This window comes from Streptomyces melanosporofaciens, assembly GCF_900105695.1.
Taxonomy (GTDB): Bacteria; Actinomycetota; Actinomycetes; order Streptomycetales; family Streptomycetaceae; genus Streptomyces; species Streptomyces antimycoticus.
This window is the reverse complement of sequence record NZ_FNST01000002.1, coordinates 3084348-3099527: the sequence shown is the minus strand read 5'-3', so window position 1 is coordinate 3099527 and position 15180 is coordinate 3084348. Positions and strand designations below refer to the sequence as shown.

16 protein-coding genes, 1 tRNA gene and 1 pseudogene are annotated in these 15180 nt (G+C 69.3%); 7 read left to right on the top strand and 11 right to left on the bottom strand.

Features of this window, described 5'->3' with window-relative positions; all coding sequences use genetic code 11:
* Positions 1–39: 39 nt before the first annotated feature.
* The gene (locus BLV72_RS15720; protein ID WP_093462957.1) at positions 40–1317 is read right to left on the bottom strand and encodes a cytochrome P450; all 1278 of its coding nucleotides are present in this window, start codon (positions 1315–1317) and stop codon (positions 40–42) included.
* A 287-nt stretch (positions 1318–1604) separates the two neighbouring features.
* Between BLV72_RS15720 and BLV72_RS15715 the strand changes: the two genes are divergently transcribed.
* Positions 1605–2387 (top strand): VOC family protein, encoded by a 783-nt coding sequence (locus BLV72_RS15715; RefSeq protein ID WP_093462956.1) that lies wholly within the window; start codon positions 1605–1607, stop codon positions 2385–2387.
* A 220-nt stretch (positions 2388–2607) separates the two neighbouring features.
* Positions 2608–2994: a VOC family protein gene (locus tag BLV72_RS15710; protein WP_093462954.1), complete on the top strand. Its 387-nt coding sequence runs from the start codon at positions 2608–2610 to the stop codon at positions 2992–2994.
* Positions 2995–3125: 131 nt separating this feature from the next.
* Here BLV72_RS15710 and BLV72_RS15705 read toward each other — a convergent pair whose 3' ends face one another.
* From BLV72_RS15705 to BLV72_RS15685, 5 genes and pseudogenes are all read right to left on the bottom strand, one after another.
* Complete coding sequence (locus BLV72_RS15705) at positions 3126–3554, bottom strand: DnaJ family domain-containing protein (protein ID WP_093462953.1); 429 nt, start codon at positions 3552–3554, stop codon at positions 3126–3128.
* Between the two features lie 45 nt (positions 3555–3599).
* The gene (locus BLV72_RS15700) at positions 3600–4190 is read right to left on the bottom strand and encodes a TerD family protein (protein ID WP_093462951.1); all 591 of its coding nucleotides are present in this window, start codon (positions 4188–4190) and stop codon (positions 3600–3602) included.
* On the bottom strand, positions 4187–4927 hold the full coding sequence (locus BLV72_RS15695) for a hypothetical protein (RefSeq protein ID WP_093462950.1): 741 nt from the start codon (positions 4925–4927) through the stop codon (positions 4187–4189). The genes BLV72_RS15700 and BLV72_RS15695 overlap by 4 nt, the downstream gene beginning before the upstream one ends.
* A 64-nt stretch (positions 4928–4991) precedes the next feature.
* Positions 4992–5135: pseudogene (locus BLV72_RS15690) on the bottom strand (TerD family protein); the annotation flags it as partial.
* 224 nt (positions 5136–5359) lie between these two features.
* Positions 5360–5782, bottom strand: a complete 423-nt coding sequence (locus BLV72_RS15685) for a TOBE domain-containing protein (protein WP_059148190.1) — start codon at positions 5780–5782, stop codon at positions 5360–5362.
* Between the two features lie 147 nt (positions 5783–5929).
* On the opposite strand from BLV72_RS15685, the gene BLV72_RS15680 reads away from it, so the two are divergent.
* Entirely contained in the window at positions 5930–6334 is a 405-nt protein-coding gene (locus BLV72_RS15680; protein ID WP_093462948.1) for a pyrophosphohydrolase domain-containing protein, read from the top strand.
* Between the two features lie 245 nt (positions 6335–6579).
* Here the strand turns inward: BLV72_RS15680 and BLV72_RS15675 are convergent.
* Together BLV72_RS15675 and BLV72_RS15670 are read right to left on the bottom strand one after the other, a co-directional pair.
* Positions 6580–6653 (bottom strand) — tRNA-Pro (locus tag BLV72_RS15675).
* Positions 6654–6760: 107 nt separating this feature from the next.
* On the bottom strand, positions 6761–7690 hold the full coding sequence (locus tag BLV72_RS15670; protein WP_208905633.1) for a metallophosphoesterase: 930 nt from the start codon (positions 7688–7690) through the stop codon (positions 6761–6763).
* A 77-nt stretch (positions 7691–7767) separates the two neighbouring features.
* Between BLV72_RS15670 and BLV72_RS15665 the strand changes: the two genes are divergently transcribed.
* Positions 7768–8238, top strand: coding sequence for a GatB/YqeY domain-containing protein (locus tag BLV72_RS15665; protein WP_059148187.1), 471 nt, complete (start codon positions 7768–7770; stop codon positions 8236–8238).
* 176 nt (positions 8239–8414) lie between these two features.
* Here the strand turns inward: BLV72_RS15665 and BLV72_RS15660 are convergent, their stop codons facing one another.
* On the bottom strand, positions 8415–10688 hold the full coding sequence (locus BLV72_RS15660; RefSeq protein WP_093462945.1) for a transglycosylase domain-containing protein: 2274 nt from the start codon (positions 10686–10688) through the stop codon (positions 8415–8417).
* Positions 10689–11073: 385 nt separating this feature from the next.
* Here BLV72_RS15660 and BLV72_RS15650 point away from each other — a divergent pair, with 385 nt between their 5' ends.
* Positions 11074–11409, top strand: a complete 336-nt coding sequence (locus BLV72_RS15650) for a WhiB family transcriptional regulator (RefSeq protein ID WP_014061756.1) — start codon at positions 11074–11076, stop codon at positions 11407–11409.
* A gap of 619 nt (positions 11410–12028) precedes the next feature.
* Here the strand turns inward: BLV72_RS15650 and bagB are convergent.
* Together bagB and bagA are read right to left on the bottom strand one after the other, a co-directional pair.
* Positions 12029–13384 (bottom strand): ATPase BagB, encoded by a 1356-nt coding sequence (bagB, locus tag BLV72_RS15645; protein WP_093470366.1) that lies wholly within the window; start codon positions 13382–13384, stop codon positions 12029–12031.
* Positions 13385–13437: 53 nt separating this feature from the next.
* Positions 13438–14415, bottom strand: a complete 978-nt coding sequence (gene bagA / locus BLV72_RS15640; RefSeq protein WP_059148185.1) for an ATPase BagA — start codon at positions 14413–14415, stop codon at positions 13438–13440.
* 72 nt (positions 14416–14487) lie between these two features.
* Here bagA and sp36 point away from each other — a divergent pair, with 72 nt between their 5' ends.
* Positions 14488–14643, top strand: coding sequence for a Sp36 family protein (sp36, locus tag BLV72_RS15635; RefSeq protein WP_020870215.1), 156 nt, complete (start codon positions 14488–14490; stop codon positions 14641–14643).
* Positions 14643–15113, top strand: a complete 471-nt coding sequence (locus BLV72_RS15630) for a RidA family protein (RefSeq protein ID WP_059148184.1) — start codon at positions 14643–14645, stop codon at positions 15111–15113. Before sp36 ends, BLV72_RS15630 begins: the two co-directional genes overlap by 1 nt.
* Positions 15114–15180 lie beyond the last annotated feature (67 nt).

Here is a 15180-nt window from a genome sequence, read left to right as displayed (position 1 = left end):
CTGCCCCTCCCCTTCGCCCCGTCCCCTCCCCGGGCTCCGCTACCTCAGCAGCACCGGCAGCTCGTCCACGCCATAGACGATGGAGAGCTTCCGGAAGGAGAGCTTCTCCGCCGGTACGGCGAGTTGCATCTCTGGGAACCGCCGTATGAGGGCGGGGTAGGCGGCCCGGAGTTCCATCTTGGCCAGCTCGGCGCCGATGCAGCGGTGGATGCCGTATCCGAAGGCCAGATGCGAGGGGGCCTGCCGGTGCGGGTCGACCCGCTCCATGTCCGGGCCCAGCTTCTCGTCGCGGTTGGCGCCGCTCAGTGAGCACAGCACCAGATCGCCGGCGGATATCCGCGTGCCCGCGATCTCCATGTCCTCGCGGGCGAACCGCGGGAAGGCCACCTGCACCACCGTGAGATAGCGCAGCAGCTCCTCCACGAACGGGTCCACGACATCGTCGTGATCACGTATCGCGGCGAACTGCTCGGGGGCCTGGAGCAGCACCAGCGTGCCCAGCGCCAGCATGCTCGCGGTCGTCTCCAGACCGCCGGTCAGCACCCCGTCGGCGAGCCCGGCCAGCTCCTGGTCGTCGACTTCATCGCCGTGCTCCTTCACCAGCATGCCGAGCAGCCCGTCGCCGGGCGTCTCACGCTGCTTCTGCACGATCCCGTGCAGATAGGAAAGGGAGTCCGACATCGCGCCGAGGGAGGCGTTCGCTCCGCCGAAGAGATCGAACCGCGCGGTGCTGTAGCGCTGGAAGTCATCGCGGTCCTCGTACGGCACCCCGAGCAGTTCGCAGATGACCAGCGCGGGAATGGGGAGGGCGAATGCCTCCACGAGATCCACCGGGCCCTCGGCCGCCGCCATCTCGTCGAGGCGCTCCTCCACGATGGAGTGGATGCGCGGGGTGAGCCTGCTGAGTCGCCGCATGGTGAATTCGGGCGTCAGCAGGCGTCGCAGTCTCGTATGCGTCGGTGGATCGCTGAAGCCGAGACCTCCCGGATTCTGCTGCGGGGCGACGCCGATGTTCCGTTCCGCGAGGTTGGTGAAATCGGAACTGAACCCCTTCGCCTTTCCGAGCACCGCCTTGGTCTCGTCATATCCCGTGACAAGCCAGGCATTGATGCCGAAAGGCAGCCATATCTTGCTGATGGGTTCTTTTGCCCTGGTTCGGGACAGATCGGCAATGGGGTCGAGTCCATCGCGCCTCAGTGGCGCCAGCGTGGCGTCCGGGAGGAACGACATCTTGGACAAGTCGAAGCCATTCTTCTGAATTCTCGAAAAGTACTTGCGGCCCAGCCACGAGACGATGTTTGAGCGGAGATTCGACATGGGCGCAATACTGCCCTGCCACGGCCGGCCGGCCATGCTCCGGTGCCGGACGCGCCCCGGTGTGATGCGCCACAACGCGCGTGCTCCCTGCTCGGGCGGGCGCGCCGGTGGGCATCAGGGTGGCGCCGACCGCGAAATCAGAGGAAAGTGGAGATATCGGGCATGATGCACGAGCGATGACGGCTGCCTGCGGGACGCCTGTGGCGCCCCCAGGGACATGAGTGAGGTGAGCGGCCTTGCGGGAGAGGTTCCGTGCTGTCCAGGGCGCACCGTGCTGGGTGAGTCTCATGGCAGCGGATCTGGACCGCGCGCACACCTTCTACGGAGAGCTCTTCGGCTGGGGCTTCCGCCCCACCCGACAGGGTCACGGCCGTTACACCATCGCGTACACCGAGGGCGGCGTACCGACCGTCGGCATCGGCGCCTCGTCCCCGTCGGCGGGGGTGACCCTCCCGGTCATCTGGACCACGTACTTCGCGGCGGACAGCGCGGACGAGGTGGCCTCGCGCGTCCAGGAGCGCGGTGGCACGGTCGCGGTCGGGCCGCTGGAGTTCGGCAGCGGCCGGGTGGCCTGGGCGGCCGACCCGGACGGGGCCAACTTCGGCATCTGGGAGGGCGATCTGACCTCCGCCTGGTGGGGCGAGCGCAGACCGGGCGCGCCCGTATGGCTGGAGCTGCGCACCCGCGACGCCTTCGAGGCGGCACTCTTCTATGGGCAGGTCTTCGGCTGGGACAGCCAGGAGCGCGAGCGCTGCGACGTCCGCTTCGAACACGACCGGGTGGTCCTTCATATCGACGGTAAGGCGGTCGCGGGGCTGCGCGGCGGCGCCATCGAGGCCGCCCCGGACCCGAACGTCCGGCCCCGCTGGCGGGTCTACTTCTGCGTGAAGGACGTCGACGAGGTCGCCGAACGCGCCGCGGAGCTCGGCGGCGGCATCCTCTCCACGCCGACCGACACGCCCTATGGGCGCGTCGCGGCGCTGCGCGACCCGGAGGGCGGCATCTTCAACGTGGCGGCGATCAGGAGTGAACCCGCCGACGGGGATGCCGCTTCCGCGGGGCGCGGCTGAGGAGCGGCGCGGGGAAGCGTGTGCTCGTCGCCGAGGGGCGCTCGATCGGTACGTCGTGTGAACGAGACGTGTGGTCGAGATCGTGATCGGGGAGAGCGCACCGGGCCTCGACGGTCGTAGGTGGTGCCGCCTACGATCGGAGATACGGCATCGCGTGTCGGTCACCGGCTGGGTGAGGCATGGAGGTGCCCGTGAGATTGCCTTACGGAGGCATTCCACAGTGTCTGTCGAGTTGAATCACACGATCGTCCATTCTCTGGACAACCGCGAATCCGCAGAATTCCTGGCGAACATCCTTGGTCTCGAGGTGGGAGAAGAGTGGGGCCCGTTCGTTCCGCTGGAGACGAGTAACGGCGTCACCCTGGACTTTGCCACCATTCCCGGTGAGTCGATCGTCATGCAGCATTACGCGTTCCTCATTTCGGACGAGGAGTTCGACGCGGCTTTCGAGCGGATCCGGCAGCAGGGGGTCACGTACTACGCCGATCCCCATCTGAAGCAGCCGGGCGAGATCAACCACCATCACGGCGGGCGCGGGCTGTACTTCATGGACCCGGCCGGTCATGGCATGGAGATCATCACTCGCCCGTACGGCAACGAGGAGTAGCCCGGGGCGGCCCTGGACCATGGGCCCAGCATCGGGCAGACCCTGAACCACGAACGGGCCGGGGCGCGTGCGCCCCGGCCCGCCTTCGAATCGCGGTCAGTGGTCAGTCTTGGGCGATCAGCGATCAGCGATCAGCCGGGCCGGTCCCCGTCGTGCTCCATCCCATCCCGGCGCTCCCGCCACTCCCGGACGACCTCGTCGATGTCGAAGGGCGTGAGATGGAGCGGCGGACCGGGCGGAGGTCGCCGGATCGCCTCACGGATCTTGTCATTGACCTCCGAGAGGATCTCCCGCACCACCCGTTCCGAGGGCGCCTTTTCCACGGCGGCGAGCGCGTCCTCCGCCTCTTTGCGCAGTACGAGTGTCGGGGGCAGAAACGATAGATTCTCGCGGGCCATCTTCTCCTTGACCCACCACAGATCGTCGTAGGGCTTGTCGAGGTTCGGGAGAGGTTTTCCCTTTCCCGGGAGGTTCGCGAACGCGCCGCGCTCCTCCGCCTCGCGGATCTGTCGGTCGGCCCATGTTTCGAAGCTGATGCCCGGTGGCTTTCGCTCGGTCACCCTCAGATTCTCCCTCGGACGCCGCAAAACGCGCCACAGGCCGTTTCAGAGGTGGGAGGAGAGGACCGGCAGCAGGTCCTGGAACGTCCGGCCGGTGGCGGGCGCGCCGATCGCCGACATCTGCCAGGCCCCGCCCGCCCCGCCCTCGCGGTGCACCTTGGCCATGATCTGGGCCGTGTAGGGGCCGCCGCCGCTCAGGGTGTAGCGGGCCAGCTCCTGTCCGTTGGTCTCGTCGATCAGACGGCAGAAGGCGTTCTGCACCTCGGCGAAGGTCTGCCCGGTGAAGGAGTTCACCGTGAACAGGATCTGATCGACATGGGCCGGGACGCGGTGCAGATCGATCAGGATCGATTCATCGTCGCCGCCCTGACCGGAGCCACCGACGAGGTTGTCACCGGTGTGCCGTACGGATCCGTCGTCGCTCGTCAGATGCTGGAAGAACACGACGTCGACGGCTTCCCGCCCGGCGAACAGCACGGCCGAGGCGTCCAGGTCGATCTCCTTGGCGGTCAACCGGGCGAGTAACCCCTTGCGCGGCGCGGCCTGCCAGCCCAGGCCCATGCGCACCGCGCTGAGCTCGCCCCCGTCGGACTTGCTCAGGTTGATCCGCTGGCCCTTGGCCAGATTTACGGTCATGTGTTTCCTTTCTCGCTCTTCTGATTCATCCGAGACGGTTTTTGCGACGTCTTCAGCCGGTCGCGCAGAAACGGCAGGATGCCGCGGTGAAGAAGGGCCCTCAGCCAGGCGTCGCGGGCCGTGGCCACGGCCGCGTCATTCCGGCGCCTGCCGTGGGGCGGGTACGTGTGCGGAAGCCGTCGGGCGCGCGGGTGCTGGTCGGGGGCCGAGGTGCGGTGGCGTACGGCGGTGGCGAGCAGGCAGGCCACTCCCGCCGCCAGAGTGACCGCCGCGATCGTCGCGCTGGTCAGCCCGGCGGTCAACAGTGCCTCGGCCGGCTCGCGTTGGGAGCGGAAGAGTTTCAGCAGTCCGCCGAGGAGAAGAAAGGCCGCGGCCGAGGCACCGGCCAGAGCCGGTGCGAGGACGGCGAGCACCGGCAGCAGCCCACGGACGCCTGCCGTGGGGGAGGGGACGCCCACAGTGGATGGGGCAGAAGGGGCAGGCGTGACGGGCGCGGCGGACGGGCTCATCGCCGCGGCGGCGCGTTGCCGGAGGTACGCGGCGTACTCGGGCGCGGCGGCCGTCGCGATCGCCTCGCTCTCCACCAGCGCCCGGGAGCGCAGCCGTTGGACGTCGGCGTCCCCGGTGGCCCCGCTGCGCCGCAGGGCCTCACGGATCTCCGCCGTACGCAGCGCCTGGTGCAGCGCCCGCTCGAAGTCGGGCCTGTCCTCGGCCTGTAACCCGGGTGGGGCGGTCATGTCCGCTTCCTCGATGTGTCCGAACCGTATGAGCTGCGGGCCCGACGGCCGTGGGGGGAGGGCGTCAGAGATTGACGCCGAAGTCGGAGGCGATGCCCGCGAGCCCCGAGGCGTACCCCTGGCCGACCGCGCGGAACTTCCACTCCGCGCCATTGCGGTAGAGCTCGCCGAAGACCATCGCCGTCTCGGACGCGGCGTCCTCGCTCAGGCCCGGCGCCTCCTTGCTCAGCGAGACGTTGCCGCCTTTGGACAGGGAAACTCCCACGATCTCCTCCAGGCGCTCGGTGGACCAGAGGCAAAATCTACAGCACTGTAGAATTAAGCGGGACGGAGGCGGAGAGGTTGGCGCGATCTGGCGGACCGGGACCGGACCGGGGGCGACAGCCAATCAGCCCATCGACCGCCCCCACCGACCCCCATCGACTCATCGGCCTACGCGGTGGCGAGCGACACCTCGGTCGACTTGATCAGTGCGGTGACGCGGCTGCCCTCGGTGAGCCCCAGCTCCGCCGCGGCATCCTGGGTGATGGCGGCCGTGATCTCCTGGTCACCGCCGATGGCGATGACAACGGTGGCCATGGCGGCCCCGAGGGTGAGGCGGGTGACCGTGCCCGGGAAGCGGTTGCGGATGCTCAGCCCCGAGACCTCCCCGGTGGCCAGAGCCACCTCAGTGGCCTTGGCCAGCGCCGTCACCTCGGAGCCCTCCCCAATACCGAGCTCCTTCACGGCGCTCATGGTCACGGCGGCCGTCACCATCTGACCCCCGGACAGCCGCCCCTGGACCGTGGCCATGACCTCGCCCGGGGTCACGGACACGACGGTGGCGGGGAGCTGATTGCGGATGCTGAGACTCATCGGTGCACCACCCCGGAGGCGGAGGTCAAGGGCCTGATACGCCTCACCCTAGGCACCCGCCCAAGGATCCGCGCGCCGACGCACGCCACTTCCCCGCATCACTGGCCCAGGCGCACCCGACCGCCCACCCCACGTACGATCGGACGAATGCGCCGCTCTCCCGCCGACCTCGTCCGCGAATTCCACCTGGCCTTCGGCCTCGACGCCCGTACGACCCCCACCGAGGTCTCACCGGAACTCGCCGCCCACCGCCAGGACCTCCTGGCCGAGGAGTGCGCCGAAGTAGCCGAGGCGAGCGCCCACGGCACCGTCGACCACCTGGCCCATGAACTGGCCGATGTCGTCTACGTCGCCTACGGCACCGCCCTGGTCCACGGCATCGACCTGGACGAGGTGATCGCCGAGATCCACCGGGCCAACATGACCAAGCTCGGCCCCGACGGCCGCCCCACCCTGCGCGCCGACGGCAAGGTCCTCAAGGGCCCCCACTACCAGGCCCCCGACATCCCGGCCGTCCTCCGCCGCCAGGGCTGGACCGACGCGTCCGCATAGCAGGCCATCTTGGGTGCCGCGGCGGGGAGTTGACTGACCGCTACTTCATGACCCCTGGCCGCATATCCTACGAGCGCTGATCCGCCTGGACGGGGGCGAGATGGGGCCGGCCGATCGGCGTCGCGGCGCGCGCCGACCGCGGCCAGGTACTGCGCGCCAACTGATGGCTCCCAAGATGGCCCCCGAAACGAGTCAGGGGCCCGACCCGCTTTCGCGGATCAGGCCCCTGACCTGTGTTCCTTCAGTCGGGGTGGCGGGATTTGAACCCACGACCTCTTCGTCCCGAACGAAGCGCGCTGCCAAGCTGCGCTACACCCCGAAGCAACGAGCTCTACTTTAGCGGACCTGTGGCCAGAGACGAAATCCGGTTTCCGAGGTCTCGCAGGTCGGGGCGTTCCGGGCGGTTCCGCCGGGCTGGGGGTGGGGTCAGGGGGTCTGGGGGGTGAGGGTGAGCAGGGTGGCTTCCGGGGGGCAGGCGAAGCGGACCGGGGTGTAGCGGTTGGTGCCGCAGCCCGCGGAGACGTGGAGGTAGGAGGTGTGGCCGCCGGCCTGGTGCTGGGAGAGGCCCTTGACCCGGCGGGTGTCCAGGTCGCAGTTGGTGACCAGGGCGCCGTAGAAGGGGATGCACAGCTGGCCGCCGTGGGTGTGGCCGGCGAGGATCAGGGGGTAGCGGTCGGCCGTGAAGGCGTCGAGGACGCGTAGGTATGGGGCGTGGACCACGGCGAGGGAGAGGTCGGCGCCCGTCTCGGGGCCGCCGGTCACCTCGGCGTAGCGGTCGCGCTTGATGTGGGGGTCGTCGAGGCCGGTGAGGGCGATCTCGATGTCCTCCAGCTTCAGTCGGCCGCGCGTGTTCGACAGCCCGACCCAGCCGGCCGCGTCGAAGGCGTCACGCAGCTCCGTCCACGGGTTGTGGATGGCGCCGACCACCGGGGCGTTGCCGTTCAGCCCGTGCCGTCCGCTGGCCTTCTCGAGCAGATAGCGGGCGGGGTTGCGCATCTTCGGTCCGTAGTAGTCGTTCGAGCCGAAGACATAGGCGCCGGGGAACTCCATCAGCGGGCCCAGTGCGTCCAGGACCTCCGGCACGCCCTCCGGGTCCGAGAGGTTGTCGCCCGTGTTCACCACGAAGTCGGGGCGCAGTCCGGCGAGGGACTGGAGCCAGCGCTGCTTCTTGCGCTGTCCGCTCACCATGTGGATGTCGGAGATCTGCAGGACGCGCAGGGGTCGCATCCCCTGCGGGAGCACCGGGACGGTGATCCGCCGGAGCCTGAAGGACCGGACTTCGAAGCCGGCGGCGTAGGCGAGGCCGGCCGCGCCGACCGCCGTGATTCCCAGGGGTACTCCGTATCGCGCGCGCATGTTGTCCATGGTCGCAGAACGCCGCCGGGGGAGAAATCTTCGGGTGATTCCCGGCCAGTGCTGGCAGACTCGACGCCATGACCACCACGCTCAAGTCCAGGCTGCAGGACGACCTCACCGCGGCGATCAGGGCGCGCGACGAGCTGCGTTCCTCGACTCTCCGGCTCACCATCAGCGCGATCACGAAGGAAGAGGTCGCGGGCGAGAGGGCCCGTGAGCTGTCCGACGCCGAGGTGGAGAAGATCGTCGCGCGGGAGTCCAAGAAGCGCCGTGAGGCGGCCGAGGCGTTCGAGAAGGGCGGACGCGCGGCGCAGGCCGAGCGGGAGCGGGCGGAGGGCGAGGTGCTCGCCGAGTATCTGCCGAAGCCCCTTACGGACGACGAGCTGGACGCGCTGGTGGCCGAGGCGGTGGGGGAGGCCGCGGCGGGCGGCGCGGAGGGCCCGCGGGCCATGGGCGCCGTGATGAAGATCGTGAACCCGAAGATCGCCGGGCGGGCGGACGGCGGCCGGGTCGCCGCCGCGGTGAAGCGACAGCTCGCGGGCGGGTAGCCAGGGGGCGGGCAGGTCGCTCTCTCTGCGTGCGTTGCGTTGCGTTGTGCTTGCTCTGTGTTGTCAGCCCATCGCCGTGGCAACCGTAAGGACCGCAGCGTCGCCATCCTGCCCACACGCGAAGAGGGCCGGACACCTCTGTCCGGCCCCCTTCGGCGCTTCATCGCGAGGCTTCGCTACCGCGGCCAGTGCCAGCCGCCGTCTGCATTGCCGTTACCGCCATTGCCACCGTTGCCGCCATTCCCGTTGCCGCCGCCGATCAGGTCCGGGGGCAGGGAGATGTCCGGCCACGGGTTGTCCTCGCCGCCGTTGCCGCCACCGTCGTTGCCCCGGCCCGGCTTGTGGTCGCGGTCGCCCGGCTTCTTGCCGTCGTGGGGCTTGCGCTCGTTCGGGTCCTTGATCGGGACCTTCACGAAGTTCGGCGCCGGCTTGCCCTCCAGCGCGCCGCTCATCGCGTCCTTCCAGATCGGGCCGGGGGTGTCCGCGCCGTAGACCTTGTCGTGGGGGACGCCGCCGATGGTGATGTTCTCCATCTTGACGCCCTTGGCGCCCGGGCCGCCGACCCACACCGCACCGGCCAGGTTCGGGGTGTAGCCCACGAACCACGCGGCCCTGCGCTCGTCCGTCGTACCCGTCTTACCGGCGCTCGCACGGCTCTGGAGGCCGGCCTGCTTGCCGGTGCCGTCCTCGACCACTCCGCGCAGCAGGGTGTTGATGGTGTCCGCGGTCTTCGCCGACATCGCACGGGAGCACTTCGACTGCGGGACCTTGAGCTCCTTGTGGTCCGGGCCGGTGATCGACTCGATGAAGACCGGGGAGCAGTAGACACCGCGGTTGGCGAAGGTCGCGTAGGCGTTGGCCATCGTCAGGGGCGAGAAGCCCTCGGAGCCGAGGGTGAGGGAGGGCACCTGGTTGTGCTCCTTGCCGTCGGCGCGCTTCACCCCCATCTTGTCGGCCATCTGCGTCACCGGGCAGACCCCGATGTCGCTGATCAGCTGGACGAAGTAGGTGTTGACCGACTTGGCGGTCGCGTCCCGCATCCCGTACGGGCCGACTTCCTTCTCGTTCTCGTTCTCGACGGTCGCGCCCTCGTCGTTGGTCCAGGTCCCCTTGCAGGTGGTGACCGGGCTCGGATACGCCATCTTGTACGGCGAGGAGTAGCGCTGGTACGGCTTCTTGCCCCGCTCGATCGCGGCCGCCGCGGTGATCGGCTTGAACGTGGAGCCGACCTGGAAGCCGTAGTTCGAGCCGCCCATGGACTTGTCCGCGGACAGGTTGATCTGGGTCTCGTTCTCGCCGAAGCCGTATGGCCTGGACTGGCCCATCCCCAGCACCTTGCCGGTGCCCGGCTCGACGAGCGTCACCGCGGTGGCCACCGGGTCGGACTGGTAGACATGCGCCTTGATCGACTTCTGGACCGACTTCTGGGCCTTCGGGTCGAGCGTCGTACGGATCGTCAGGCCGCCCTGGGTCCAGCGCTTGGCGCGCGCCTCCGCCGTCTTGCCGAAGGCCGGGTCGTTGAGCAGGGTCTCGCGGACGTAGTCACAGAAGAACCCGGCGCCCTGGACGGCCGTGATGCAGCCACTCCTGGGCATGCTGACCTTCAGGCCGAGCGGCTTCTTCTGGGCCGCGGCGGCCTGCGCCGGAGTGATGTCCTTCACCTGGGCCATGCGCCGCAGAACGGTGTCGCGGCGCTCCTTGGCGGACTTCGGGGCGCTGACCGGGTCGTAGCGGCTGGGCGACTGGACGAGACCGGCCAGCAGCGCCGCCTGCTCCAGCTTCAGGTCCTTGGCGGACTTGCTGAAGTAGCGCTGGGCCGCGGCCTCGATGCCGTACGCCTGCTGCCCGAAGAAGGTGATGTTCAGGTAGTTCTCGAGGATCCGCTTCTTGCCCAGTTCCTTTTCGACCTTGATCGCGTACTTCAGTTCCTTGATCTTGCGGCCGATGGACTGCCGGGTGGCCTGGGCGACCTTCTCCTTGTCGTCACCCGCCTCCTCGACGAACACGTTCTTCACATACTGCTGGGTCAGCGTGGAGGCGCCCTGGGAGACCCCACCGTCCTGCGCGTTGGTGTTGACCGCGCGCAGCACGCCCTTGAGGTCGACCGCCCCGTGCTCGTAGAAGCGGGCGTCCTCGATCGCGACGATCGCCTGCCGCATATACGGGGAGATGTCGTTCAGCTTCACGATCGTCCGGTCGCGGGAGTAGACCTTCGCGATCTCCCCGCCCTCGGCGTCCAGGATCGTCGTCCGCTGGCTGAGCGGCGGTGTCTTGAGATTGGCCGGAATTCCGTCGAACTCCTCGACGGTTCCCTTGGCCGCGAGGCCGAGCGCCCCGACGGCGGGAAGCGCGAGCCCGGCCATCACGGCACCGGCCAGCGCGCTGACGCCGAGGAACTTGGCGGCCTGTTGAGCGGTGGACAGCCCGCCGCTCGAGCGCGTGTTTCCCATAGGACGCAGCCTACGTCTCGAATCGCCGGACAGGGGACCGGGTGTTCGCATACGCTGTTTCACGCCAGTCACAGGTGAGTGGCTGAGCCACACCTCCACCCTCACTCAAGTGAGTGATGAGGCCTGCCCGGATTGCGGCCTCCGTCCCGAGCCGCCCGTTGTTCGGCGGGTGAACTGCCCGTATTTGCACTAGTAATCGCAAATGTCGTCAGCTCACTCCGTTGGGTGATCTGCCGCGTACCCATAGTCCGTTCGGACCATCCAAGATTGGGCCTGCAGGGGGTGTTGCGCCTTGTCTCGCTTCCGTAACGTCCTCAACTGGCGACGGTGAATATGCCGTTTGTCGCCGTGGGGGAGCTCCGATTCGGGAGAGGACGGCGCCAGCATGGGCTGGGTAACCGACTGGAGTGCGCAGGCCGCCTGCCGCACTACTGATCCAGATGAACTGTTCGTCCAGGGCGCGGCACAGAACAGGGCCAAAGCGGTCTGCACCGGATGCCCGGTGCGCACCGAGTGCCTTGCGGATGCCTTGGACAACCGCGTGGAGTTCGGCGTGTGGGGAGGGATGACCGAGCGCGAGCGGCGAGCACTGCTGCGCCGCCGGCCGACGGTGACCTCCTGGCGCAGGCTCCTGGAGACCGCGCGCGTCGAGTACGAGCGCAGCGCGGGGATTCTGCCCTTCGACGACGAGGACTACGAGCGCTTCGCCGCGGTCGGATAGGCCGGACGGCGGTGCGCCGGCGGTCGGCTGACGGCCTGCCGGTGTGGTGTCTCGCCTCACCATCACCTCACCCACCTCTCGTCATCGGCACGAGTGGGGGTGCGAGTACGGCGCGCCTTGTCAGGGGCGGGTACGAGTACGCGCACGCCTCCGAGCACGACCGCGGCCAGGGCCGCGGTCGGCCGTGGGGCGCGAGTGACATGGGTGACGCGGGCTAACGGATCGATGCGGGCCGGGGGTTGGTCTGCGGCTGGTCTGTGATGGGCTGCGATCGATCTGCGATCGATCTGCCGCCACCTGCGCCACTGGTGACGCTCTGCGCCGCCGGTGACTGTGGCCTGCCGTGTGCCGTGTGTGCGCCGCCGGGTGCCATGCGCCGCTTGCTGGGTCGCCGTGTCCGCCAAGGCCCGCTACGCGCGCCCGCGCGTCTGCTTCCTCGGCTTGCCTCGGCGCGTCTGCCTGTCTCGGCGATGGTCACCGATGCCGGTCACCGCGGCACGACGCCGCCGTCCGTCACGGTCCATCACCGCTGTCTGTTATGCGCGCTGCCTGCCGTGCGTCTGCTGCGTCTCCTTTATGCGCGTTCATGCGCGCTGCCGACCGCCGCGCGGGCACCGACTCAGCCCGCGCGTTTGGTCCGTTCCAGTGGAACCGCGAGGCGATCGCCGATCGCTCGCAGCCCTGCCAAGTCGTGTACGTCGCCAGGGAGTGCGGCCACTTGGGCCACCGGAACCTCGGGGTGGAGAGCCGTGAAGCGGTCGTGTGTGCGCTGCTCGCGTCCGAGCACCTGCATACGCTCCGCGTGCAGCCGAAGCAGGCCCGCGGCGAGCCGCTCCGCCGACGTGTCCGCCGACGTGGGGGAGACGTCGGGGTCCGCTGCCGAGGGGTTCCGCGCTTGAGCATTCCCTGAGGGGGGATCGACAAATCCGCCGTCGGCAAGATTTTCTGCCCCGGTATCGTTCTTGGCCGGATCGCTTCCCTCCGCCGCGTTCGCGAGCGCATCGCCCGGATCCGCCGGATCCGCGGGGTCGCCCGTCAGGGAAAGGATCTCCGCGGCGGCCAACGCCCGTTCCGCGGAAAGCTGTTCGGCCCCGCTGCCGTGTACCCGGTTCAGCACCAGCCCGGCCAGCGGCATCTGGTCCGCGGCCAGGCGTTCGACGAAGTACGCGGCCTCCCGCAGGGCGTCCCGCTCGGGTGCGGCCACCACGAGGAAGGCGGTACCGGGAGCCTGCAGTAGCCGGTAGGTGGCCTCCGCGCGAGTACGGAATCCGCCGAACATGGTGTCCATCGCGGCAGCAAACGTCTGAACGTCGCGCATCAGCTGCCCGCCGAGCACCTTGCTGACCGTGCCCGTCATCATCGACACGCCCACGTTCAGGAACTTCATCCCGGCCTTGCCGCCCACCTTCGCCGGCGCCATCAGGACCTTGATGAACTTCCCGTCCAGGAAGGAGCCGAGACGTTTCGGCGCGTCCAGGAAGTCCAGCGCCGACCGGCTGGGCGGGGTGTCGACGATGATCAGGTCCCATTCGTCGCGGGCCCGGAGCTGGCCGAGCTTCTCCATGGCCATGTACTCCTGCGTGCCCGCGAAACCGGCCGAGAGCGACTGGTAGAAGGGGTTCGCGAGGATGGCCCGGGCGCGCTCGGGGTCGGCGTGCGCCTCGACGAACTCGTCGAACGTCCGCTTCATGTCCAGCATCATGGCGTGCAGTTCGCCGCCGTTCCCGTCGCCGATGCCCTCCACCCGGCGCGGGATGTTGTCGAGCGCGTCGATGCCCATGGACTGGGCGAGCCGGCGGGCCGGGTCGATGGTGAGGACGACGACCTTACGGCCGCGCTCGGCGGCCCGTACGCCCAGGGCGGCGGCGGTGGTGGTCTTGCCGACGCCGCCGGAGCCGCAGCACACCACGATGCGGGTCTGCGGATCGTCCAGCAGGACGTCGATGTCCAGCCCGGGTGCCACGTCCATGCCCATGCCGCCTCCTGCGTACGACTCGTTGTCCGTGGCGCCCTTACGGCGGGCGCCGCTCACGCCGGCCACTGCTTGCGCAGGTCCGTCGCGAGTCGGTAGAGCCCCGCCAGGTCGATGCCGTCCGTAAGGAGCTCCAACTCGTGCAGCGGCAGCCCCAGGCCGGTCAGCTCGGCGCGCTGCGCCCGCTCCAGCGCCACCCGCTCGGCGTGCTCCCGCGCCTGCTCCAGCAGCGGGTCGACCAGCCGCTCGGCCATGCCGCCGCGGCGCGCACCGCCCAGGCCCGCCTGGGAGAGCGCCTTGGCGACGGCCGTGCGCTGCCCGTTGGCGACGGCCTCGACGGCCTCGTGGTCGAGGACCGCGGGGCGCACCATGTTGATGATGACCCCGCCCGTCGGGAGGCCGTCGGCGCGCAGCTCGGCGATGCCGTCCGCGGTCTCCTGGACCGGCATCTCCTCCAGCAGGGTCACCATGTGGACCGCCGTCTGGGGCGACTTCAGGACGCGCATCACGGCCTGTGCCTGGTTGTGTATCGGGCCGGTCCGGGCCAGCCCCGCCACCTCGTCGTTGACGTTCAGGAAGCGGGTGATGCGGCCGGTGGGCGGCGCGTCCATGACCACGGAGTCGTAGACGAAGCGGCCGTCCTTGCCCTTACGGCGCACCGCTTCGCACGCCTTGCCGGTCAGCAGGACGTCCCGCAGCCCCGGGGCGATGGTGGTCGCGAAGTCGATCGCGCCCAGCTTCTTGAGGGCGCGTCCGGCCGAGCCCAGCTTGTAGAACATATGGAGGTAGTCCAGAAGTGCGAACTCCGGGTCGATCGCCAGAGCGTGCACCTCCCCGCCGCCCGGCGCGGTGGCGATCTTCCGCTCCTCGTAGGGCAGCGGCTCCGTTTCGAAGAGTTGTGCGATGCCCTGACGGCCTTCGACCTCGACCAGCAGGGTGCGCCTGCCCTCGGCCGCGAGGGCCAGCGCGAGTGCGGCGGCGACCGTGGTCTTGCCGGTTCCGCCCTTACCGCTGACGACATGGAGCCTGCTCACACTGGGGAGCCTAACCAGTCGCCCCTCGCCCTACGCACCAGGGCCCGGCGGAGAGGCATTACAGTCGGCCCCATGACCAAGTGGGAATATGCGACCGTACCGCTGCTCGTACACGCCACGAAGCAGATTCTTGACACCTGGGGCGAGGACGGCTGGGAGCTGGTCCAGGTCGTCCCCGGGCCGAACCCTGAGCAGCTGGTGGCCTACCTGAAGCGGGAGAAGGGCTGATGGCGGGCGGCACCGTCGAGGGCAGGCTCGCCGGGCTCGGCCTGAAGCTGCCCGAGGTCGCGGCGCCCCTGGCCTCGTATGTGCCCGCGCTGCGCACCGGTCCGTACGTCTACACCTCGGGCCAGCTGCCGCTGGTCGAGGGGAAGCTGGGCGTGACCGGCAAGGTCGGCGCGGAGGTGACCCCGGAGGAGGCCAAGGAGCTGGCGCGCACCTGTGCGCTGAACGCGCTGGCCGCCGTGAAGTCGGTCGTCGGTGACCTCGACCGGGTCGTGCGTGTCGTGAAGGTCGTCGGTTTCGTCGCCTCGGCACCGGACTTCACCGGCCAGCCGGGTGTCGTCAACGGCGCGAGCGAGCTGCTGGGCGAGGCCCTGGGCGACGCCGGCGTGCACGCGCGCAGCGCGGTGGGCGTGGCGGTGCTGCCGCTGGACGCGCCGGTCGAGGTCGAGATCCAGGTCGAGGTCGCCGACTAGCGAGCGTCCAGGTCGCCGACTAGCGAGGGCCGAGGTCGCCGACCGACGGGCCTCGAAGTCGCGGACT